Raw genomic sequence first — 23,119 nt, 5'->3', positions numbered from 1 at the left:
GATCAACGCCCCTGATCCCAACCCTTCTCCCGTTCACGGGAGAAGGGCTTTTTTCAACACCGTCATGAGGCTCACGCAGATTTCGAAGACTCCAAAAAGTCCTGTGCAAAACGCTGCAAGACACCGCCTGCTTCGTAAATCGACACTTCTTCCGCAGTATCCAAACGGCAAGTCACGGCGACTTCGACACGCTCACCGTTCTTACGATGAATGACCAGCGTTAAATCTGCACGTGGTGTACGCGCTCCGATCACGTCATAGGTTTCTGTCCCATCGATCCCCAAAGTCAAACGATTCACGCCCGATTTGAATTCGAGCGGCAAGACGCCCATACCAATCAAATTGGTGCGGTGAATGCGCTCAAAACCCTCGGCAACGATGACTTCAACGCCCGCCAAACGAACACCTTTGGCTGCCCAATCGCGTGAAGAGCCTTGACCGTAGTCAGCACCGGCAACGATTATCAGAGGCTGCTTACGTTCCATATAGGTTTCGATCGCCTCCCACATGCGTGTGATTTTGCCTTCTGGCTCAATGCGCGCTAAAGATCCGGCTTTAATTTTGCCTTCAGCATCACGCACCATTTCGTTCTTCAAGGTCGGATTCGCGAAGGTGGCACGTTGTGCGGTTAAGTGATCACCGCGATGCGTTGCATAGGAGTTGAAATCTTCTTCCGGCAAACCCATTTTCGCCAAGTACTCACCAGCCGCGCTGTCGAGCATAATCGCGTTCGATGGAGACAAATGATCGGTCGTGATGTTGTCGCCCAAGACGGCCAAAGGACGCATGCCTTTCATTGTGCGCTCACCTGCCAATGCACCTTCCCAGTACGGAGGACGGCGAATGTAGGTCGATGGTGCGCGCCAATCGTAGAGTGGTGGCACACTCGCTGCTTGCTCTGTCGAGATCGCAAACATTGGCTCGTACACTTTGCGGAACATATCTGGCTTGACGCTAGACTTCACAATCGCGTCGATTTCTTCATCACTAGGCCAGATATCTTTCAAGCGGATTTCTTTGCCATCAACCACGGTTAACACGTCTTTTTCGATATCGAAACGGATCGTGCCAGCGATCGCATAAGCGACGACCAATGGAGGCGAAGCCAAGAAAGCTTGCTTCGCATAAGGATGAATACGACCATCGAAATTGCGGTTGCCTGATAAGACTGCCGTCGCATACAAATCGCGGTCAATAATTTCTTGTTGGATCACTGGATCTAAGGCACCGGACATACCGTTACAGGAGGTACACGCATACGCCACCACACCAAAACCCAGCGCTTCCAAGTCTTGCATTAAGCCGGCTTCTTCCAAGTACAAAGTGACGGCTTTGGAGCCAGGCGCTAAGGAAGATTTGACCCAAGGTTTGCGCGTTAAGCCGAGGCGATTAGCATTACGTGCCAACAAGCCCGCAGCAATCACATTACGTGGATTGGAAGTATTGGTGCAGCTGGTAATCGCCGCGATAATCACGGCGCCATCTGGCATTTGGCCTGGCACATTGTCCCATGCTGCAGCGATGCCTTTTGCTGCTAAATCCGCCGTCGCAACACGGGCATGCGGATTTGATGGGCCCGCCATATTGCGCACCACGCTGGATAAATCAAACTGCAATACGCGTTCGTATTCAACGTGAACTAAGGAATCAGACCACAAACCCGCTACCTTGGCATAGGTTTCGACCAAAGCGACCTGTGCATCTTCACGGCCAGTCAATTTCAAGTAATCGATGGTTTGTTGATCGATACTGAACATCGCTGCCGTCGCACCGTATTCCGGTGCCATATTCGAAATCGTCGCACGATCACCGAGCGTCAAGGCTGCTGCACCGCTGCCGTAGAATTCGAGATACGCACCTACCACTTTGGACTTGCGCAGGAATTCTGTGAGGGCTAAGACGATATCAGTCGCGGTGATACCAGGCTGCGGTTTGCCCGTCAATTCAACGCCAATGATGTCCGGCAAACGCATCCACGAAGCACGACCGAGCATGACGTTTTCAGCCTCAAGACCACCGACACCAATCGCGATCACACCAAGTGCATCGACGTGTGGCGTATGGCTATCTGTACCCACCAAAGTATCTGGAAACGCTACGCCGTTTTGATTGTGCACCACCGGCGACATGCGCTCCAAGTTAATCTGATGCATGATGCCGTTGCCTGGCGGGATCACGTCAACGTTTTTGAACGCCAATTTTGTCCAATTGATGAAATGGAAGCGATCTTCGTTGCGACGATCTTCAATCGCACGATTCTTCTCAAACGCTTGCGGATCAAAGCCGCCACATTCGACCGCTAAGGAGTGATCAACGATGAGCTGCACTGGCACCACAGGATTGACTTGCGCTGGATCACCACCTTGATCGGCAATCGCATCACGCAAACCCGCCAAATCAACCAAAGCAGTTTGACCCAAAATATCGTGACACACCACGCGCGCTGGGAACCACGGAAAATCGAGCTCACGCTTACGTTCGATCAACTGCTTTAAGGAGTCCGTCAAAGTCGCAGGATCGCAGCGACGCACCAAATTCTCAGCCAAGACACGCGAGGTGTAAGGCAGTTTGGCATAAGCCCCCGCCTCGATCGCTTCTACCGCTTCACGTGCATCGAAATAGTCGAGTGTGGTGCCGGGGAGGTTTTTGCGGAATTGTGTGTTCATTTTTTATCCATCTCAAAATTTTTTAATGCTTGTCGAAGAATTTTTCTCGCCGCAGAGGAGCAGAGTACGCTGAGTTTTCTTGATGTCACTCCTGCGTAGGCAGGAGTCCAGCGTCTTTCGCTAATCGACCAACGCCACTGGATTCCTGCCTACGCAGGAATGACAAGCTTCCCCGACATTCGTAACCATCAATACGCCATACTTCAGCATAAAGGACTCTTCGTTCTTTGCGCCTCTACTTCTAAGCTTTTAAGCTCTATCTTTCAATGGTACAAACGCCAAATCTTCTGGTCCCACATAATTCGCGCTCGGACGAATGATCTTGTTGTCGATACGTTGTTCGATGATATGTGCCGACCAGCCGGAAGTACGGGCGATCACGAACAACGGTGTGAACATGGCTGTTGGTACGCCCATCACGTGGTAAGACACGGCAGAGAACCAATCCAAGTTCGGGAACATTTTTTTGATGTCCCACATCACTGTCTCCAAACGCTCGGCGATGTCATACATCTTGGTCGAACCCGCTTCCACCGACAAAGTACGTGCCACTTCTTTGATGACTTTATTGCGTGGGTCGGACACGGTATAAACAGGATGACCAAAACCGATCACCACTTCTTTGTTTTCCACACGACGTTTGATATCGGCTTCTGCTTCGTCTGGATTGTCATAACGTTTTTGAATTTCAAACGCAACTTCGTTGGCACCGCCATGTTTTGGACCACGCAAAGCGCCGATCGCACCCGTGATGGCGGAATGAATATCGGAACCTGTACCAGCGATGACGCGGCTAGTAAATGTCGACGCATTAAATTCATGTTCTGCGTACAGAATCAAGGACGTATGCATTGCACGTACCCATGAGGCTTTTGGTTTCTCGCCATGCAAGAGATGCAGGAAATGGCCGCCGATAGAATCATCATCTGTTTCGACATCGATACGTTTACCGTTGTGGCTGAAGTGGTACCAGTACAAGAGCATAGAACCGAAAGACGCCATCAAGCGATCAGCGATATCACGTGCACCTGGCACATTGTGGTCATCTTTCTCTGGCAGAGTACAACCCAACACCGAGACACCAGTACGCATCACGTCCATAGGATGGGAAGACGCTGGCAAAGCTTCTAAGGCTGCTTTCAAATTCGCAGGCAAACCGCGCAAGGCTTTCAATTTTGCTTTGTAAGCGGCGAGTTCTGCCACGTTTGGCAATTTACCATGCACTAACAAATGCGCGATTTCTTCGAATTCGCAATTGTCTGCCACGTCCAAAATATCGTAACCACGGTAATGCAAGTCATTACCGGTTTTACCTACGCTGCACAGCGCTGTATTGCCTGCAGCAACGCCAGATAAAGCAACGGATTTTTTTGGTTTAAATGTTGGGTTTTCTTGTGTGGTCATGTTAATTCTCCGAAAATTTATTCAATGCAGTTCTGGGCAATTACTTCGCTTTTTGCTGTGCAAACAATGCGTCTAATTTTTGTTCAAAATCGTGGTAATTGATGCGCTCGTAGAGTTCCATACGTGTTTGCATAGTGTCGACCACACTCTTTTGTGTGCCATCGCGACGAATCGCGGTATAGACATTTTCTGCGGCTTTATTCATGGCGCGGAAAGCGCTCAATGGGTAGAGCACTAAGCCGACATCGGCAGACGCCAACTCTTCTACCGTGTACAAAGGTGTAGAACCAAATTCGGTGATGTTGGCGAGGATAGGTACTTTCACCGCGTTGGCGAATTGTTTGTACATATCGAGTTGCGTAATCGCTTCTGGGAAGATCATGTCCGCACCAGCTTCAACGCACGCCAAAGCGCGGTCAATCGCAGCTTCCAAACCTTCGACGGCAAGCGCATCGGTACGTGCCATGATCACGAAGTTTTCATCGGTACGTGCATCAACAGCCGCTTTCACGCGATCAACCATTTCTTGTTTGCTGACGATTTCTTTACCTGGGCGATGACCACAACGCTTGGCACCGACTTGATCTTCAATGTGCATCGCGGCTGCGCCAAACTTGATCATCGATTTGACCGTGCGAGCCACATTAAATGCCGATGAACCAAAGCCCGTATCGACGTCGACCAACAAAGGCAGATCGCACACATCAGTAATACGACGCACATCGGTTAACACGTCGTCCAAATTGGAGATACCCAAATCCGGCAAACCGAGCGAGCCAGCGGCAACGCCGCCACCCGACAGATAAATCGCTTTAAACCCAGCGCGTTTCGCTAACAAAGCATGATTCGCGTTGATCGCGCCGACAACTTGTAATGGAGACTCTTCTTGCATCGCCTTACGGAAGGCGGCACCTGCGGAATATTGAGACATGTTCTGTTCCTTTTTAGTTGGATGCTGCCTCTATTGCAAAGCCCGTGCCAACATCAAGTCAGATTCAAATTACAACACAGAGATACATTAAAAATCAAAGACTTAAGCACTAGCATACAGATGCAATCCCGACTAATTTAGTTGGGGATAATGCGAAAAAACGTTGCAGACGAAACACATTTGAAACATAATCGAAACGCTTTTTGAAACAAAAATTGAAACATTCTTTGAAACACTGCTTGAAACCCTACGAGTAACACCACTAAAAAAAGCACCAATAAACCATGAGCCGACGCCCTCTCGTTCCACGCGATCCACAAGACAAACCCATTATTTGGACAGTCTCAATTTCACGCCTGTTCGATCTGTTTCGCGACATCATGGTGGAGTACGACGCCAGCGCCGAGATTGAGCCTATTCACCTCGGCTTTGAAGAGGCGGCGCAAGTTTTACGTGAACGTCTGCAAACCGAGCATTGCGATGCGGTGATAGCCGCAGGCTCGAATGGTGCCTATCTCAAAAATCGTTTGCCTATTCCCGTCGTCATCGCCAAAGCGAGTGGTTTCGATGTGATGCAGGCCTTGGCACGTGCACGCAAAATATCGCGTCAGATCGCAATAGTGACCTATCAAGAGACGATGCCTGAGCTTGCCGAGTTCAAGACAACCTTTGGATTCCAAGTCGAACAAAGAACTTATGTCACAGAGGAAGATGCCAAAAGCCAAATCAGCGAATTGAAAGCAATGGGTATACAAGCGGTCGTTGGTGCCGGGCTGATAACAGACCTCGCGGAAGAAGCAGGTTTGACTGGCGTCTTTATGTACTCAGCCGGCTCGATCCGACAAGCGTTTGATGATGCAATAGAAATTTCACGACTTACCCGACTCGAGGCATCAAAAGGACGCCAATATCCAGTCGGCGAACTCCGCGCAAAACATAGTTTGACCGATTTGCGCGGAAATTCTGCACTGATGGAAAACGTTCGAAGCACGCTTATGCTTTTCGCACGTTCTCCCGCGACGGTACTCATCCAAGGCGAAACAGGAACAGGCAAAGAACTTGCAGCGCAGGCTATCCATCGCGAGAGTCCACGAGCGCGGCAAGCATTTGTCGCAATTAATTGTGGCGCGATCGCAGAATCACTTCTTGAATCAGAATTATTTGGATATGAGGAAGGCGCGTTCACTGGGTCACGCCGTGGTGGACACGCGGGCCTATTTGAAGCCGCACATCGGGGCACTTTGTTCCTCGATGAGATAGGTGAAATGCCTTTATCACTTCAGACTCGCCTACTACGCGTTTTAGAGGAACGGGAAGTCGTGCGTGTCGGCGGCATCCAGCCGATTCCAGTCGACGTCAGAATAGTTTCCGCAACCCATTGCGATCTAGAAACTCGCGTAAAAGAAGGTAAATTTCGCGCCGATTTGTTTTTTCGACTGGCCGTACTGCGTATCCAAATCCCGCCTTTGCGCGACCGATCGGAAGATGTTTTGGAACTGGCCGAATGGTGCCTCAAGCAATCAACCGCAGCAATCGGTAGTCGACCCCATCCTAATTTGCACGCTGAAATCAGCCGCTGCGATCAAATTCTGCGGTCTTATTCATGGCCTGGGAATGTCCGGGAACTACGTAACGTGATGGAAAGAGTCGCACTGTTTATTTCAGCAACACCGCTACAGGCAATTACGCCTATGCTACTGCAGCAGTTATTGCCAGAAATTCACATGGCGCAGCATGGCAATACTAGCCAATTCAAGCCACAAAGTACGCCGAGCAAAGATTCCTCAACTGAAAAGAATGATCTACATTCCCTACTTCTCGAATTCAATAACAATCGTGAAGCATTAGCAAAACATCTCGGTATCAGTCGAACCACATTATGGCGGCGCCTACGCCAAATGGAAGAAAGGCAAACGCCCAAATCAGCAAGATGACACCCTCTTAACAATGTAATCCGCAGCTGGCCGACACAAAAAGTAACAATTTTGATCGTCAAGTTGGCTAAGTTTGGCATGGTATTTCTCTTTGACAAAAACCCGCATAAGGTAGAATATTACCTTTCCGTTCGACAACAATTTCTTAGGATTATTCATGTCTTCCGAACCAACTATCAAGAAATTACTCATCGTTGACGATAGCAAAGTCTCTCGTATGGTAATTAAGGCTCGCGTCAAAGCGATTCATCCAGATTGGGAAATTCTTGAAGCGAATAATGGTACGGAAGGTATCGCTGTTGCGGAGCAACACAAACCCGATTTCTGTACGATGGATATCAACATGCCTGGCATTTTAGGAACAGAAGCTGCGGAACATATTCTCAAATCTGTTCCAAGCATACGCATGGTAATATTCTCGGCAAATATTCAAGAAACCTTTCAAGATAAAGCGAATGCGATGGGAGCGGTTTTCGTTGCCAAGCCTGTCACTGAAAAATCAATCGCGGAAGCTTTACGTTACTTTTTAGGATAATTGTGGATAGTTTGACCGAACTCCATCTCGATGCTCTCGCTGAAGTTTTCAACGTCGGCGCGGGTCGTGCCGCTGCTAGCTTAAGTGAAATCGTCGGTGACGAAGTCAAGTTATCCGTGCCATCGATCGAGATAAAAAAATCCTCCGAAGCGGATATCAGCATGATGCCAGACACAACCCAAAAATTTGGCGTTGTCAGTCAGCACTTCTCAGGACCATTCGATGCGCAGGCGCTATTGCTGTTCACTGAGAGCCATGCGTTAGAAATCGTACGCGATATGATGGGATCGCAAATGAGCATTGAGGAGCTTGCAGAATTTGAGCAAGAAGCGATGTGCGAACTCGGCAATATCATTCTAAATGCCTGCCTCTCGGCGATGGCAGATATGCTACAAATATCCTTAGATAGTTCACTTCCGAATTACAAAATTGCCTCATCAGAAGACATCATCAAAGGTTTGAGTAATGTTGAGGAACAACCCTATATTCTGATCTTACACATCGATTTAACCATCGAGAAACGTCACTCTGAAGGGCATTTAATTTTTTTATTGAGCTCGATGTCATTGCGCAATTTGGTTCTTCAAATTGAGCAGTTTTTAGGGAAAATTGAATGAGCGCGATTGAAATAAATCAGAGCAGGATACTCGACAATATTACTATCGGACTCGTTGCTGTCGACTCCGAAGAAAAAATCTTGCTATGGAATGCATGGATGGAAAGACATTCCGGTATAGCGGCACAAGAGGCCCTTAACAAAAGAATCGACGAAGTATTTGCGACGCCTCCAAGCTCGGCATTCTTAGCAGCATTGCGCAATACGGTCAGTTATGGCTTACCGGCCGTGTTGTCGAACGCCTTGCATCGTTCACCACTTCCACTGTTCACGCTCGACGAAAGTTTCACCGAGCCCGTCGCGATTCACCAATCGATCACGATTACCTCGATTCCGGCAAATGAAGACAAACGATTTTGCTTGATTCAAATTACGGATTCGAGTACGTCGATTCGACGCGAAAAAATGTTGCGATCGCATTCCGAAGTATTAAAAAAAGACGCAACAACGGATAGTCTCACTGGTCTGTACAATCGCCGTTTTTTTGACGAGCATTACAAGATCTCGTTGGGTCAAGCGATACGACAAAAACATCCCTTATCGATCTTTATGGTCGATATCGATTTTTTCAAACAGTACAATGATTATTACGGGCATCCCGCTGGCGACAAGATATTGATCCAGGTTGCGTCCGCTTTGAAATCACAAATTTCTCGCTCTTCGGATATGTTGGCACGCTACGGTGGTGAGGAATTCGTGTTGGTGCTACCGAATATGACTGAGGAGCATGGAAAACAATTTGCGGAGAAACTTATCGCTGCGGTCAATCACTTACAGCTACCGCATCTTAAATCAAAAGCTGAGCAACGTATCAGTATCAGTATAGGATTAAGTACCTACGATCCAAACAAACATCGCGAGGTTTCGGCCCTCATCGATGCAGCCGACACCGCTCTGTATAAAGCAAAACAACAAGGACGGAATCAAGCGTGTTTTCTCGCGTTAGATACCTTGCTAACGCATCGACTACAAATTCGTCCAAGCTGAATTACGAATTGAAAGTTAGGTTTTGCCAACGCGTCGCAAGGCAACATCCATAGAACAAGGCAACTAGTGATAACCACGCAGAACTTGCGGCAAACTGCCGTCTTTATTTCCTTGCACGATCGCTTTATCTATTTTTGCAATGGCATCAGCATAATGTCCTTTTGCACTCGCAAAGTGTAAGGAGTCGAGAAATAAAGGCTTTTCCGTCACGTTGAAATGCTTGCCTTTGAGATCAGGATCATTCGCCTGCTCTAAAATAAAGTGGTTAAAGTAATTTTCGACATCCTTGTGGTTTTCAAATCCCCGCACGGGCCAAACCATCAAGTCGCTGCGTTTTGCCATTAATTTCTTAAATCTAGAAATTGTCGAAGCGGAATCTTCCTGCACTTTGAAGACCACGTCTCGCGCTTGATCAAATTCCAATCCATGGCTAAAGCCTCGTCCGGTACTGACGATCTTGCCGCGCAAATCTTCCACGGTCTTGTATTGAGGAACGGGTTTACCGTAAGTGATGCCCCACACGCGCTCAACCATCACTGGCTGCGAAAACTGATAATAGCGAAGCCTCTCCGAGGATTTCGAAAACCCATAAATGATCCCATTCCCTACGAGGGTTTCAGCCTGTGCTCGTTTCCAAGGCAATATGATGTGCTCGAATTGCAAACCAGTGCGCCGTTCAAAATAAGCCAAAATTTCAAATACCTTTGGGTCCAATGCTAACTGCCTGCCTTCAGAATCGAGACTCTCTTGCAGAAACAAGCGTAGTTTTTGTTTCTCACCAGCCCGCACTTCACCAAGAAATAAAGTGGCAATTAATAAACATAAAAAGAGTGTAAACCGCTGCTTGAACATACAACTACTAACAAAAATTGAAAAGGGCGAAGTATCGCAGTGGTCGTTCCTTAGAGCAAGTAATTTACACAATAGGGTCCGAAAAATAGAAAATCTCATAAAAGCAATGCAAGAAAATATTCTTTTTACATCGATGTAAGCTTAAAAGTCCTATTCGTCGCGTGCTTGATCAAGTCTTGCATCCCAACAAATTTTGCTTAATCCGATTTAACAACAGCGCGCTTGTCTACGAGTAATTCTTCGTAGATACTATTGAAAATTTCCATAAAGAAATATTTTTCATATTCCATCCGTTGAATGCATGCCGGCTAATAATGTGAAATGTATGACCTTGTGTTTCATTTTTCTCGCGCAACTGAATATATCAATCTACTCACACGCAGCCTCACCATATTCATGCACAATAGTCGCTTCAGTCGTTTCGACAAACTCAGTCTGGATTCCCTCGCGAGTATCCCGTCGTTCTATGTAGGTGTGGTTCAGGTTTTAAGGCGCACTGCTGCTGTTTCCAAGTTAGGAGTAACTTGAATGGAGTCTCCCGCATTTCCCGAAAATGAAGTTGCAAGGCTACAAGCGCTCAAAGAATTAGAAATTCTCGACACGAGTGCAGAAGAAAAATTTGATCGCCTCACTCGTCTGGCAAAACAAATTTTTCAAGTTGATTTTGCCTTGATTTCCCTCATTGACGCCAATCGCCAGTGGTTCAAATCGCGTCAAGGCTTAGATGCCTGCGAAACCAACCGAGATATTTCATTTTGCGGTCATGCCATCTTAGGCAATGAGATTTTTCATATTCCAAACGCCTTGAACGATCCACGATTTGCAGACAATCCTTTAGTCTTGGGACCACCCAATATCCGTTTTTATGCAGGTGCGCCGTTACGTCCCAATGCTGAGTTTTGCATCGGCACACTTTGCATTATCGATAGTCAACCTCGCACCCTCAGCATCAAAGAAATGCGCATATTGCGCGACCTCGCGGACTGTGTTGAACAAGAAATCTTGCAATTGCAACAGCTTCGCCAAAATCAGGCTCTGCAAGCTCTAGCAAAAATTTCCACGATCGTCGACCCAGATTATGCCAATTTGCTCCGCCACGCACTCAACATCGCCAGCCAATTTATCAATTTGGAAGACGCTGCAATCTATGAATTTGGACCGGACTTATATGAAGCTGAGCTCACTGTGTATACCAGCGAGAGCGACACGAATGCGAAATCCAATCTGTGCTTACAACTTTCTAAGCTCGCCGTCACCAAGCAGTCCCTTCTCGTCATCCCAAGCATTAGACAATCTCCGTATGTAAGCTTAGATTCGGGCGGTTCGCTACCATTTGATAGTTTCATTGGTATACCGATCGTGATCAATGGTGCGGTGTATGGCTGTTTAGCTTTTTTCGACCAGGATACACGGCCACCCAATCATCTCAACAAAGCCACGTTAGATTTTATTCAATTATTGAGCGAGTGGACCGCAAGCAAACTCTATGAATGGGAATTGGATACCTCGCTCAAACGCCAACGACAACTCGCCCTAGCGATTTCACGCGCACAAGAAAATTTCATTCATGGTGATAATTTGATCCTAGGTTTTCAAACCTTACTGCAGGATTTACTCGCGCTAAGTCATTGCGAATTTGGATTTATCGCAGAAGCATTGAAGACTAAATCCAATGAGGACTATCTGAAAACCATTGCGTACAACAAACCCCGCGCCGCGTTCTCTCAAGCGACTTTAGAAAACGAAGATATTCACGCGGATTTGATTGCACATCAAGACCAACAATTTTTTTGGTCATCTATTTTTGATCAAGCCATTCGTGTCTATGAAGAGTCACAAATCGTCGTCAGCGATTTGCATTTCATTTGGCCATCACTCGCTAGTTGCCAACATTTTCTCAGTATTCCAATTCACTACAATGGTCAATTAGTCGCGATAATCGGTTTAGCAAACCGCCCCCACGGTTTCTGTGAAAAGTTTATTCAATTCCTTAAGCCGATCATGCTCACAATCGGACAGCTCATTCATGCTGCCCGAGTACAGTCTCAACATGCTGATAGTGAACGACAATTAGCTGATGTCATTCGTGGTACCAATATCGGTACGTGGGAATGGAATGTCCAAACTGGCGAAGTTCGCTTCAATGAACGCTGGGCCAATATCATTGGCTACACCTTGCAAGAAATTTCACCCGTTGACATCCAAACTTGGATCAAATTTGTACACCCAGAAGATTTAATTCAATCCAACCTTTTGTTGCAAAAACATTTCGACGGAGAACTCGACTACTACGATATCGTTTGTCGCATGCGCCACAAAGATGGACATTGGGTTTGGGTCGCCGACCGTGGCTGTCTCGTCAGCAGAACCAAAGATGGTCAACCCTTGCTGATGTCTGGTAGCCATGCCGACATCTCACGAAGTAAAGAAGCAGAGTCGCAACTTGCCCACGCGTATGCCTTGCTCGAGCAATCCAATGCAGCAGCCCAAATTGGTACATGGGAGGTCGATTTCCAACATTCACTTGTCACATGGTCGAGTATCACAAAAGAAATTCATGAAGTTCCTACGGACTTTGTTTGTACCGTTGATGAAGCGATTCAATTCTATAAGGAAGGCAAAGACCGACAACTTGTGTCTCAGTTGGTACAGGAAGCAATCCAAAACGGTTCACCATTTGATACCGAACTAAGAATCGTCACCATGAAGCAACGAGAACGGTGGGTAAGAATCGTCGGAACTTGCCAATTCAACGGCGCTGAATGCGAACGCATGTATGGAACAGTCCAAGACATCAGTGAACGAAAGCATGCTGAAAAAATGAAAGACGAATTCATTTCCACCGTGAGTCACGAATTACGCACACCCCTTACCTCAATTTCTGGTGCCTTAGGCTTAGTTGTCGGCGGCGTTGTGGGTGAGCTACCAAGCAAAATTGCTGGGATGCTTCAAATCGCCCATAAAAACAGCCAACGTCTTAGTTTATTGATCAATGATTTGTTGGACATGGAAAAACTCTCCGCTGGACAATTGCAAATCAAAGCAGAACGCCTACTACTAGGGCCTATCGTGGAGACCGCGGTTGAAGGGAATATTGCTGCGGGAATCGAACGGATGATTTCCAATGCGATTAAGGATACAGCGCCGAACACCTATGTCATGGTGGATCCACAACGCCTCTTGCAAATTCTTTCAAACCTATTATCAAATGCAACGAAATACTCGCCCAATCACGGCCACATTCAAATCCAAATCACTCGAATTGAAAATTGGGTAAGAGTCAGCGTGACGGATCAAGGACCTGGGATTCCACTTGAATTTCAGTCGCGGATCTTTCAAAAATTTGCACAAGCAGATTCGTCGGATACAAGACAACGCGGGGGTACAGGCTTGGGACTGGCGATTAGCAAAGAATTAGTTGAGAGCATGCACGGAAAATTGCATTTTGAATCGCTACTTGGGCATGGCACGAGCTTCTATGTGGATCTTCCCGTCAGCGAGGCTGAAACCTAAAGCACGATTGGAACTTATCAGCAAAATTAAAGTCACACCGCTGCTATGCGCGGTGTCACAATCAAATCAACAACACCGAATCCTTGGCAGGCTTCTTTTCGACAACTTTTTTACCTATTAAAAACCATGAAAAAAATTCCAAGTGTCGTATTAAGTATCGTTTGTGGCGCAATCGCAGCCCCATCCTTCGCAGCGACAACTGTGCTTGAATGCGGCAAACTATTAGACGTGAAAAGTGGTACCTGGCGCGACAAAGTCAGTATCACTATCGACAATAAAACAATTACTAGTATCGGCCCTTGGGGCGCGAATACGAATGCGTTGAATTTACGCGCCTACTCCTGTCTGCCTGGCCTGATGGATATGCATGTCCATTTATCTGATGACCCAAAACCGCAGGTCCAACAACTACGAGAAAGTTTAAGTTCCGATACGGCAGACTTCGCGTTCGGTTCAGTTAGATTAGCAGAACGTACACTGATGGCAGGCTTTACCACCGTGCGAGATCTGGGAGCGGCTGACGGTTTAAATGTCGCAATGAAACGCGCAATCGATGCGGGTAGTATTGTCGGTCCCCGCATGTTCACCGCAGGTAAGGCAATTGGCACGACAGGTGGGCATGCAGATCCATCCAACGGACTTTCTCAGGCAATGCGCAAAGCAAACGGCAAACCAGGACCGGAGAATGGCGTGATCAATAGCGTCGACAGTGCTCGCGAAGCAGTGCGTAGTCGCTACCAGGAGGGCGCAGATTTAATCAAAATCACCGCAACAGGTGGTGTATTAAGCCAAGCAAGCAGTGGGCAAAACGCGCAATTTACCGACGAAGAGCTCAATAGCATCGTCAAGACAGCAAAAGATTATGGTTTTAGAGTTGCGGCACACGCGCATGGCAACGAAGGGATCAAACGCGCGGTTCGTGCTGGCATTGATTCAATCGAGCACGGCACCTATATGGATGATGAGGCGATTGCTTTATTTAAGAAACATGGGACTTGGTATGTACCGACTATCTCTGCGGGAAAATTCGTAGCGGAAAAAGCAAAGATTCCCGATTACTTCTCACCATTGGTGCAGCCGAAAGCAGCAGCAATTGGCCCATTGATTCAATCAACTTTTAGCCGCGCTTACAAAGCCGGTGTCAAGATTGCATTTGGCACGGATGCAGGCGTTTTTCCCAATGGCGAGAACGCAAAAGAATTTCGGTATATGGTTGAAGCTGGCATGCCAGAATTGGCGGCGATTCGTAGCGCTACCTTAGGCGCGGCTGAATTATTGAATCAAAGTCAACGCTTAGGTTCTGTCGAAAGCAATTATGCAGCAGACATTATCGCTGTCTCTGGCGACCCATTAAAGGATATTAGCGTCTTAGAAAAGGTCGAATTCGTGATGAAAGACGGGCAGATCTACAAGAAGCCAGGCCAAAAATAAATCTGGGTTGATGTCAAAATGTTACAGAGATAGGTCCGAGGCCTGATACTATTTCACTCGGCTTATCTCTGAACAAGACTCACCTGCGATTAATCATGTTACCACTTGCTATTCCTGCCACACCACTTCCACCTATTCCAGCAATCGCTCCCAAACTTCCCTACGAAGCGCTTGAGCACGGGAAAAACTACTGGATCGTCGACAATGTCTTACCGAATGCAATCGAGATTGCCGAACGCTGTTTCAATCGAGAAAAGTGGGAATATGGCGCCCCCTATCAACCGGAGAGTTGGCCAGGTATGCGATTTCACGGTGCCTTACTACCTGATGAACTCGCTTTCATTGAAGCCCGTGTCAAAGAATTAGTTGGTAAAGATAAGTTGTGGATGGAACAACCACCTGGTGGACTGCGTCTCGATTGCAATGTTGCGCAGCTGGTAGGCGCAAATGAAAGTACGCCGCATCCGCATACCGACAGCCGCAAATTGTGTCGCTATGCTTGTGTCATCTATTTGAGTCCCAATCCTCCTGCTGACAGCGGAACCAGCTTTTGTCGACTACGTTATCCCAATGGCGCTATCGGCGGCAATATTGTGCTTGCACCACACAATAACTTGGTCGATGCCTTGAAGGTCAAAGCACTCCCAATTCAAGCTTGGTATGAAGATTTACGTGTACAAAATGTATTTAATCGCATGATTTTATACAAAGCCAATCTCGTCCATTGTGCAACTGGGTACTTTGGCAAAGAATTACGAGAAAAACGTTTGACTACCGTATTCTTTTGGATGACCGAGGATGAGTAGTACGAGAGGTCGCAGGATAGAGAAAAATACGGTCAGCCTCCATTTCAAATGGTAAAACTGAGATTCAGTGTATTTCCTGCCAGATCTGAGACCCCTACCAAAGTCACCGTATCTCCAGTCGCGATGGTTGAGCCTGTCCCCAAAGTCAGCAACAATTGTGTTCCATCGGTACTCCAATTGACCAGCGCTCCGGTTCCAAGAACGTGAGAATTATTTAGCAAAACCTCGCTCAATGTGATTGCCTTATTGGTCGCCTCAGAGATGGAGAACAAGAATCGATCACCATCACTGATGGTGCCAGAACTATCCAAATCTTCCCAAGTAGGTAAGCCGCTTGCTGCTGGCACGATAGAATCGATAAATGTCGTGAGACTGCCTCCACTCGCACCGATATTTCCTGCGAGATCAACTACTCTAGCAGAAATTGTTTTCACACCGTCTATCCCCCAACCCGAAGTCGCATCAATCGTTGCACTTGCAAAACCAGCAGTAATTTCTGCTCCGGTTAATGTATGCAAAACGGGCGTTGTAAAGGCGCTACCACCCAATAAAATCTCAATCCTATCTCCAGCCACCGCATTGGTCCCGCTCAAATCGACTGAGACCTGCACCCCAGCAGTCTTTTCCGCTGCGTTAATACCACTTGCAGCAGCGGCCACGACGACGCCATTCGTCGGTGCCGCTGGTGTGGTCGTATCAAGTATCACGGTGAGGTCGCCCCCGACAGCCCCGATATTACCCACCGCATCCGTAATACTTGTATTCAACAAATAACTACCATCTGCGCCCCAACCTGCGCCGCTACTGATCGTAAAACTAAAATTTCCGGCAATGACTTCTGCGCCAGTTATGAGATGCGTAATTGGCACAGCGAATGCCGCACCATTAAGGAATAGGCTTGCAGTGTCTCCGGCAACAGCATTCGTTCCCGACAGATCAACAACAACGGTCACCCCTGCATTCTTTTCCGCAGCACTGATGCCATTGGTTGCCACTGGCACGGTTAGTGGATGGCTAGGCGCATTTGGTGCTGTGGTATCGAGCAAAGTCACCAATAGATTCGCGGTCGCTGTACCAGCGTTGCCAGCGGCATCGGTTACCAATGCCGTGAGTGTTTTAGGCCCATCTATTCCCCATCCAGCGGTTTGATCGATCGTTAAACTAAACGCTTGTGCAGCAAGATCAAGCACGCCTAAGACTTTCTTCACCGGGTTAGCAAAAGACGCGCCATCAATCAGAATTTCCAAAGTATCACCGACCGCCGCGGTACTGCCTACTAAACTAACATTCACGACCACGCCAGCGCTCTTCTCCGCGCCCGTAATTCCACCACCAGCATTCGCTGGCACATTCAACGCGTTTGCCGGCCCTACGGGTGGCGTCGTATCCAAGACCAAACTCGCTCCTGCACTGGATATTCCGACGTTGCCCGCGCTATCGGTCATACGAACCGATATGAGCTTACTTCCATCCGCTCCCCATCCAGCACCGCTGGGAATGACCGCTGTAAAAAAACCATTTGACATGTCTGTCGCCGACAAGGTTTGAATAATCGGCGTGGTAAATGGCAAACCACCAAGTAGCAATTCGACCTTCTCACCCTGCACCACAGTACTTCCAGTCAGGTCCACTAAAACACTCACGCCAGCGGCTTTCTCAACCGCATTAATCCCATTCGTTGCTGCGCTGATCACGACTGGATTACTTGGTCCGTCGGGAATCGTGGTATCCAACAAAATAGTTAACACACCTCCCGGATTGCCCGCATTTCCCAGCGCATCGGTAATACTTGCTGTCAATGATTTAAGACCATCCGCTCCCCAAACAGCCGTGCCTGGGATAACGATGTTGGCAAGTTTTGCGGCGATCTGTGAAGTCGTAATAATTTGCGAGACAGGTGTCGAAAATGGAACGCCATCAATTTGCAAATGCAATGTGTCGCCTGCAATAGCACCTGTTCCAGTCAAGTCAACTGCGACTAACACACCCGCACTTTTTTCAGCATTATTAATGCCATTGACGGCAACGGGAATACTTAAAGTTGCACCTGGCGCATTCGGTGCCGTGCCGTCCAAATTGACGCTCAAGGGAGCACCCGTTGTCCCCGTATTTCCTGCAAAATCGATAAAACGAGCGGTCAATACTTTGGTGCCATCAATACCCCAGCCATCGTTGCTACCGATCGTAAGAGTCGCGACCTTGGCAATAATTTCGCTATCCGTTAAGGTATGTCGAACAGGAATCGTAAAGGAATTGCCTGCTAATAAAATCTCAACCGTATCACCTGCAACAACCGTAGTCCCGGTTAAATTGACTTGCACATCAACCCCAGCCAATCGTTCCGCCGTCGTGATCCCTCCGCCTGAATTGGCTGGTACCACCAATGCAAAACCAGGTCCGGCTGGAGCGGACGTGTCGAGAATTACGCTAATCGAGGTACTACCCGGACTGACATTACCAGCAACATCCACAACACGAGCAGCGAGAGCTTTGTTGCCGTCGGTTCCCCAACCCGCACCACTCGATATAGAAAGATTTAAAAATCCGTTCGCAACATCCGCTGCGGTCAATACTTTCGACACAGCCGACGTAAAGGGCTGCCCATCGATGGTCAATTCAATTTTGTCACCCGTCAACGCATTGGTTCCAGCCAGATCAACCAATACATTCACCCCTGCAATTTTCTCGCTGGCGTTGATTCCGTTCACACCAACTGGAATACTGATGGGATTGGTTGGTGTACCGGGTGCGGTACGATCTAAATTGACGGTCAACGATCCGCCTGGGATACCGACATTACCTGCGGAATCCGTGAGCGTCGCCGACAAGACCTTGTTGCCATCGACACCCCAATCTGTTGTTGATGGAATAATTAAGGTCACGCTCTTTGCGGAGATTTGTACTGCCGTAAGGGTGAACGTCACAGCGGGCGAAAACGCTTTACCGTCTAAAAATAAATTCACAATATCGCCGGCAACGGCGTTTGTATTCGTGAGATTCATTACAACGCTAATTCCCGCCGCAGCTTCCAAAGCATTAATACCGTTCACGGCAGCAGCGACAGTCAAAATAGAGTTCTGTGAATTGGGTGGCGTGCTGTCCAATGTGACTTTCAGATTTCCGCCGGAATTACCCAAATTACCTGCTTGATCGATAATACGCGCGGAAATATTTTTATCCCCATCAACCACACCCCATCCTGGATCACTTCCGGCGATACTCAATGTGGCAAACTTCGCCGTGATTTCGGCTGCAGTTAGAATATGGATTGTTGAGTTAGCAAACGTTTTACCGTCAATCAAGAGCTCGATCGCATCGCCAACTTGCACATTCGTGCCCGTCAAATTCGCAATCACAGCAATATTTTGCGCTCGCTCATCGGGACTAATGCCGCCACTAGCGACCGCCATACTTAAAGGATTCGTCAATGCGGTCGGTGGAGTCGCATCTAGCACCACCGCCAAATTGCCGCCCGTTCCTCCTGGGTTGCCTGCCGCATCGGTGATCCTAGCGCTCAGTATCTTCTCGCCATCTGCACCCCAATTGGATGCCCCTGAGATCACGATCGTTACAAATCCCGCTTTTACATCTGCCTCGGTAATGGTCGCGGCTGCCGCTGGTGAAAAGATCTGTCCACCGTTGAGTATCTCAACCTTATCGCCGGTATTGGCTGTCGTTCCTGCCAAATCGACTTTAACACTCACCCCAGCGGCTTTTTCTGCGGTATTAATTCCATTCAATGCAACGGGAATGACGATAGGATTAACCGGAGCATTTGGCGCAACCATGTTGAGTTCAACCGCCAAATCGCCACCGGGAAGACCTTTGTTGCCCGACGCATCTTTCACATAGGCACTCAAGACCTTGATACCATCTGCTCCCCAGTTCACTGTACTCGGTATCGTGATCGTGAGCTTTTGCGCTTTCACTTCGGTGTCGGTTAACACTTTCGTAATCGGTGTGGTAAAGGCGACTTTATTGATCAAGAGTTCAACCACATTGTTGGCGACCGCATTCGTCCCTTTTAAATCGATAACGACTGCCACCCCTGCTTTCACCTCCGCCGCGCTAATTCCACCAGCAGCGGCCACCACGGTAATTGCGTTCAATGGCGCACCAATCCCAATTCCCGTCACACTTGAATTCATCGCTTTGGTTGCCGTCGTGACGGTACTAACATCACTATTCACCGTCGCCATCAAACTCTTTAAGTAGGCAGGCTGAAAATCTGCGCGTTGCGCATATTGCTGTTCAATTGCGGCCTGTGAAACTGCCATGCGATTAACGATATAAGCTTTGCCTGGCGTACCATCCAAGGTATTCAGCCCAGCGTTGATCATATCCATTACCAGATTGCCACGACTACGCCCATCAATCATCTGTTGTTTCCAATACGACAAGCCCTCTAAGTCTGGAGACTTACCGAAAACATTCACATAAATTAAGGTGACGAACGATTCATACGGCAAATTACTGGGATAAATCTCCTTCACAATGTCGAGACTGAATACCGTCTCCAAGACACTGTCAAATGACTTGCCACTTTCCAACTGCAAAAGCCAATATTCCAAACCACTCTTTTCAGGAGGACGAATGAAAGCAGCCAAGTACAATTTGGTTAATTCATATTGGTAGTTTACGCCCGCCATAATGACTCTCAGTTCATATCAAAATTCAATACCACTCGTCTTTCAGTATACGGCAGAAAACAAGCATTTCTTTATAGAAATATTGTGTTTTGCAAGGTCTTTATCCATCTGTAACAATTTAGCTTGCAATATGCTCACTTATGCCGATTTTCAAGATCATGCACAAGGTCGACGAATTTCAATTTCTTCAATAGAGTAAGGAAAACCCGTCTAATCAATTGATACGCAAAAGAATCTTTCAGTACACTATGACAAAAATACTGCACATACCGTGCACAAGCGAAATCCGAATTGCCTGAACACCATGAGAACCATGACTATACCTTTCAAGCGCAGCCACGCAGCCCACTCGCATCAAGCTCAGTGCATTATGCAAACAATGCATCGTGCGATCCAATTAGCAAATTCATACCGACTAGCATGGCATTTAGCGCTTTTTCTGCTCTTCGCTGCAATCCTAAGTGCCTGTGGTGGTGGCAGTAAAGATGCCACCACACCAACCACACCAGCTCCAAGCCTCGTCTCCATTACAATTAGTCCAGCCAATCCGACGATCTCTTTAGGTCTGACCCAGCAATTCACAGCAAGTGGCAGCTATTCCGATGGCAGTAGTGCGGCGATTACCAAAGACTTGGTATGGAGTGCCCCAGGTACCGTGGCTAGCATCGTGCAGACAACAGGAGTGGCAACCAGCAAGGCTATCGGTAGCGAAACCATCACAGCCACCGTCGGAAAAATCACGAGCACTACCAAATTAAATGTCCAAGCACCGTATGTCGGGATTGCGGCTGGCGGTAGCCATTCATTAATACTGAAAGCGAATGGTAGTCTATTGAGTACTGGATTAAATCGTACGGGGCAACTCGGCAACGGTACAGCCAATGACCAAGCAGATCTGCTTCAACTGGGCACAGTTTCGACTTGGACTTTGGTTGCAGCTGGTGAATTTCATACAGTTGCGCTTCGCAGCGATGCCTCACTTTGGACTTGGGGTTTTAATCAAAATGGGCAACTTGGTGATGCCAGCTTTGTCGACAAACTCAATCCAACTAAGATCGGTAGTGGCACTTGGAGTGCAATCGCAGCAGGGAAATCGCACACTTTGGCGGTCAAAAAAGACGGTACATTGTGGGCATGGGGGCGAAATTTTAATGGCCAACTCGGTGATGGTACAGTTATCGACCGAATCGAACCGGTACAAATCGGTACCGCAAAAAACTGGACAACAGTAACCGCTGGAGCAAGCCATTCGATCGCCCGCCGAGCTGATGGCACGATTTGGGGCTGGGGAAACAATAGCAATGGTCAAGTTGGTGTTGGTCCGAGTTTAACCGTCTTGTCCCCTACCCAAATCGGAACAGCAACTTGGGTTTCCATATCAGCAGGACAAAATCATAGTTTAGGCATTCGCGCGGATGGTGCGTTGTTTACATGGGGTGGAAATGATGCCGGCCAACTCGGTAACGGTGCCCTTTCAGATAGGCTCAATCCCAGCCAAATCGGAACCCAAACCACGTGGGCCTTGGTTTCAGCTGGATCTAAACATAGCCTAGCACTCAAGACCGATGGCAGTCTTTGGTCTTGGGGCCTGAATGTTGACGGTCAACTGGGGTTGGGAGACACGCTCAATCAATTAGCTCCCATTCAAATTGGCGATGCGAAAAACTGGAAAGCGGTATCAGCGGGACAATTCCATACTTTAGGTATTAAAACGGATGGAACTTTGTGGATTTGGGGGCGCAATATCGAGGGTCAATTAGGCAATGGCAAACGCACCAATTTAGCCGTACCAACGCCCCTACTATAATTTATATCATTTCAATACTCGAACAATACATTCTCTGCTCATGCATTCATTGGCCAATTCACGAGCAGAATCGAATACCACAAGTCATAGGCGTTTTAGCAAACCACGCCAAAATATCGGCTAGAATATAGACACATAAAACCTATCTAGCTCTTGGAAAACGATAACTTGCGTCGTCTGACCCACTCTCTTTTCGCAACGCTGTGCCTTCTTTCGCTAATCGTGGCAAGGACGGCTGTCGCGTTCTCTGCTGGTTCCTCACAAGCCCTGCCCAAACAAACTACCAGTGTCGCTGTCCTCATGGCTGAGCAAAAAGGGGATCGCGATCAAGTCTTACCATTGACGAAAAATATCTTACTACTCTTTAATTTTATCGAAGAATCGGCACGAGTAAAAATCGATATCCGACGTTATCCGTGGCGTCGCGTTTTACACAATGGCGAGAACGGCGAAGGACTCATATTCGGCATTTACAAAACACCAGAACGATTAAAAATTTTTCACTTTTCAGAGCCTGTCTATTCTGACAAAGTGTGGCTGGTTTACCGATGTGAAGATCCTTTTGTTTTCAATTCTATTCAAGATCTAAAAAACAAAACTATCGGCATCGTGCAAGGCTCGAGCGCTGGTGATGAATTTGACAGTCAAGTGAATGTCAGCTTTAAAGCTGAATACAATACAAGTAGCTTGGCTGGACGATTTTCCAAGCTCTACCAAAAACGCATGGACGCGTTTCTATTGTACGAGCCACGTACAAACTTAAGAGAAGTTCAACGAGAACTCAACCAACTTTATGCATCCGAATTCGATGAATACCGGAAGAAAAAACAGGAAATTTTTTGCATTAATCCCCATCCTGTCTCGGTTATCGATGCTCATTTTGCGCTGAGCTTACAGGCAGATAGGAGTATTCTCGACAAAATAGACAAAGCACTTATTCAAGGCAAGAAGAGTGGCGAGTTGGAGCGCATTTTTGCCAAATAAATAG

General features: G+C 47.6%; 14 protein-coding genes. 9 read left to right on the top strand and 5 right to left on the bottom strand.

Annotated elements, in window-relative coordinates:
- Positions 1 to 71: 71 nt before the first annotated feature.
- The 3 genes from acnD to prpB form a co-directional block, all read right to left on the bottom strand.
- The gene (gene acnD, locus KDM90_RS14610) at positions 72 to 2,666 is read right to left on the bottom strand and encodes a Fe/S-dependent 2-methylisocitrate dehydratase AcnD (protein ID WP_212676357.1); all 2,595 of its coding nucleotides are present in this window, start codon (positions 2,664 to 2,666) and stop codon (positions 72 to 74) included.
- A 249-nt stretch (positions 2,667 to 2,915) separates the two neighbouring features.
- A complete protein-coding gene (gene prpC / locus KDM90_RS14605; protein ID WP_212676356.1) occupies positions 2,916 to 4,070 on the bottom strand; it encodes a bifunctional 2-methylcitrate synthase/citrate synthase in 1,155 nt (384 codons plus the stop codon).
- A 40-nt stretch (positions 4,071 to 4,110) separates the two neighbouring features.
- Positions 4,111 to 5,001, bottom strand: coding sequence for a methylisocitrate lyase (gene prpB, locus KDM90_RS14600; RefSeq protein ID WP_212676355.1), 891 nt, complete (start codon positions 4,999 to 5,001; stop codon positions 4,111 to 4,113).
- 284 nt (positions 5,002 to 5,285) lie between these two features.
- Here prpB and prpR point away from each other — a divergent pair, with 284 nt between their 5' ends.
- From prpR to KDM90_RS14580, 4 genes are all read left to right on the top strand, one after another.
- Positions 5,286 to 6,935, top strand: a complete 1,650-nt coding sequence (gene prpR / locus KDM90_RS14595; protein ID WP_212676354.1) for a propionate catabolism operon regulatory protein PrpR — start codon at positions 5,286 to 5,288, stop codon at positions 6,933 to 6,935.
- A gap of 157 nt (positions 6,936 to 7,092) precedes the next feature.
- Positions 7,093 to 7,470: a response regulator gene (locus tag KDM90_RS14590; protein ID WP_212676353.1), complete on the top strand. Its 378-nt coding sequence runs from the start codon at positions 7,093 to 7,095 to the stop codon at positions 7,468 to 7,470.
- A 2-nt stretch (positions 7,471 to 7,472) separates the two neighbouring features.
- Positions 7,473 to 8,087, top strand: a complete 615-nt coding sequence (locus tag KDM90_RS14585) for a chemotaxis protein CheC (protein WP_212676352.1) — start codon at positions 7,473 to 7,475, stop codon at positions 8,085 to 8,087.
- Complete coding sequence (locus KDM90_RS14580; RefSeq protein ID WP_212676351.1) at positions 8,084 to 9,073, top strand: sensor domain-containing diguanylate cyclase; 990 nt, start codon at positions 8,084 to 8,086, stop codon at positions 9,071 to 9,073. The genes KDM90_RS14585 and KDM90_RS14580 overlap by 4 nt, the downstream gene beginning before the upstream one ends.
- Before the next feature lie 63 nt (positions 9,074 to 9,136).
- Here the strand turns inward: KDM90_RS14580 and KDM90_RS14575 are convergent, their stop codons facing one another.
- Entirely contained in the window at positions 9,137 to 9,925 is a 789-nt protein-coding gene (locus tag KDM90_RS14575; RefSeq protein WP_212676350.1) for a substrate-binding periplasmic protein, read from the bottom strand.
- Positions 9,926 to 10,453: 528 nt separating this feature from the next.
- Here KDM90_RS14575 and KDM90_RS14570 point away from each other — a divergent pair.
- The 3 genes from KDM90_RS14570 to KDM90_RS14560 all read left to right on the top strand — a co-directional run bounded on the left by KDM90_RS14570 (position 10,454) and on the right by KDM90_RS14560 (position 15,675).
- Positions 10,454 to 13,438: an ATP-binding protein gene (locus tag KDM90_RS14570; protein ID WP_212676349.1), complete on the top strand. Its 2,985-nt coding sequence runs from the start codon at positions 10,454 to 10,456 to the stop codon at positions 13,436 to 13,438.
- Positions 13,439 to 13,564: 126 nt separating this feature from the next.
- A complete protein-coding gene (locus tag KDM90_RS14565) occupies positions 13,565 to 14,869 on the top strand; it encodes a metal-dependent hydrolase family protein (RefSeq protein ID WP_212676348.1) in 1,305 nt (434 codons plus the stop codon).
- A gap of 95 nt (positions 14,870 to 14,964) precedes the next feature.
- Entirely contained in the window at positions 14,965 to 15,675 is a 711-nt protein-coding gene (locus KDM90_RS14560; RefSeq protein WP_230409823.1) for a DUF6445 family protein, read from the top strand.
- Positions 15,676 to 15,719: 44 nt separating this feature from the next.
- Here the strand turns inward: KDM90_RS14560 and KDM90_RS14555 are convergent, their stop codons facing one another.
- On the bottom strand, positions 15,720 to 20,324 hold the full coding sequence (locus tag KDM90_RS14555) for a DUF4214 domain-containing protein (protein ID WP_212676347.1): 4,605 nt from the start codon (positions 20,322 to 20,324) through the stop codon (positions 15,720 to 15,722).
- A gap of 370 nt (positions 20,325 to 20,694) precedes the next feature.
- On the opposite strand from KDM90_RS14555, the gene KDM90_RS14550 reads away from it, so the two are divergent.
- On the top strand, positions 20,695 to 22,131 hold the full coding sequence (locus KDM90_RS14550) for an RCC1 domain-containing protein (protein WP_212676346.1): 1,437 nt from the start codon (positions 20,695 to 20,697) through the stop codon (positions 22,129 to 22,131).
- 300 nt (positions 22,132 to 22,431) lie between these two features.
- A complete protein-coding gene (locus tag KDM90_RS14545; protein WP_212676345.1) occupies positions 22,432 to 23,115 on the top strand; it encodes a substrate-binding periplasmic protein in 684 nt (227 codons plus the stop codon).
- Positions 23,116 to 23,119: the final 4 nt, after the last annotated feature.

The sequence above is a fragment of the Affinundibacterium fentianense genome (assembly GCF_018139545.1).
GTDB lineage: Bacteria > Pseudomonadota > Gammaproteobacteria > Burkholderiales > Burkholderiaceae_D > Undibacterium > Undibacterium fentianense.
The sequence above is the reverse complement of the archived record's forward strand: the minus strand, read 5'-3'. Positions and strand labels throughout refer to the sequence as shown.

Coding starts and splice junctions, on each gene's coding strand:
- KDM90_RS14555 (WP_212676347.1), bottom strand. CDS start 20,324: ATGGCGGGCGTAAACTACCAATATGAATTAACCAAATTGTACTTGGCT.
- KDM90_RS14590 (WP_212676353.1), top strand. CDS start 7,093: ATGTCTTCCGAACCAACTATCAAGAAATTACTCATCGTTGACGATAGC.
- KDM90_RS14570 (WP_212676349.1), top strand. CDS start 10,454: ATGGAGTCTCCCGCATTTCCCGAAAATGAAGTTGCAAGGCTACAAGCG.
- KDM90_RS14560 (WP_230409823.1), top strand. CDS start 14,965: ATGTTACCACTTGCTATTCCTGCCACACCACTTCCACCTATTCCAGCA.
- KDM90_RS14550 (WP_212676346.1), top strand. CDS start 20,695: ATGCAAACAATGCATCGTGCGATCCAATTAGCAAATTCATACCGACTA.
- KDM90_RS14575 (WP_212676350.1), bottom strand. CDS start 9,925: ATGTTCAAGCAGCGGTTTACACTCTTTTTATGTTTATTAATTGCCACT.
- KDM90_RS14565 (WP_212676348.1), top strand. CDS start 13,565: ATGAAAAAAATTCCAAGTGTCGTATTAAGTATCGTTTGTGGCGCAATC.
- KDM90_RS14545 (WP_212676345.1), top strand. CDS start 22,432: ATGGCTGAGCAAAAAGGGGATCGCGATCAAGTCTTACCATTGACGAAA.
- acnD (WP_212676357.1), bottom strand. CDS start 2,666: ATGAACACACAATTCCGCAAAAACCTCCCCGGCACCACACTCGACTAT.
- prpB (WP_212676355.1), bottom strand. CDS start 5,001: ATGTCTCAATATTCCGCAGGTGCCGCCTTCCGTAAGGCGATGCAAGAA.
- KDM90_RS14580 (WP_212676351.1), top strand. CDS start 8,084: ATGAGCGCGATTGAAATAAATCAGAGCAGGATACTCGACAATATTACT.
- prpR (WP_212676354.1), top strand. CDS start 5,286: ATGAGCCGACGCCCTCTCGTTCCACGCGATCCACAAGACAAACCCATT.
- prpC (WP_212676356.1), bottom strand. CDS start 4,070: ATGACCACACAAGAAAACCCAACATTTAAACCAAAAAAATCCGTTGCT.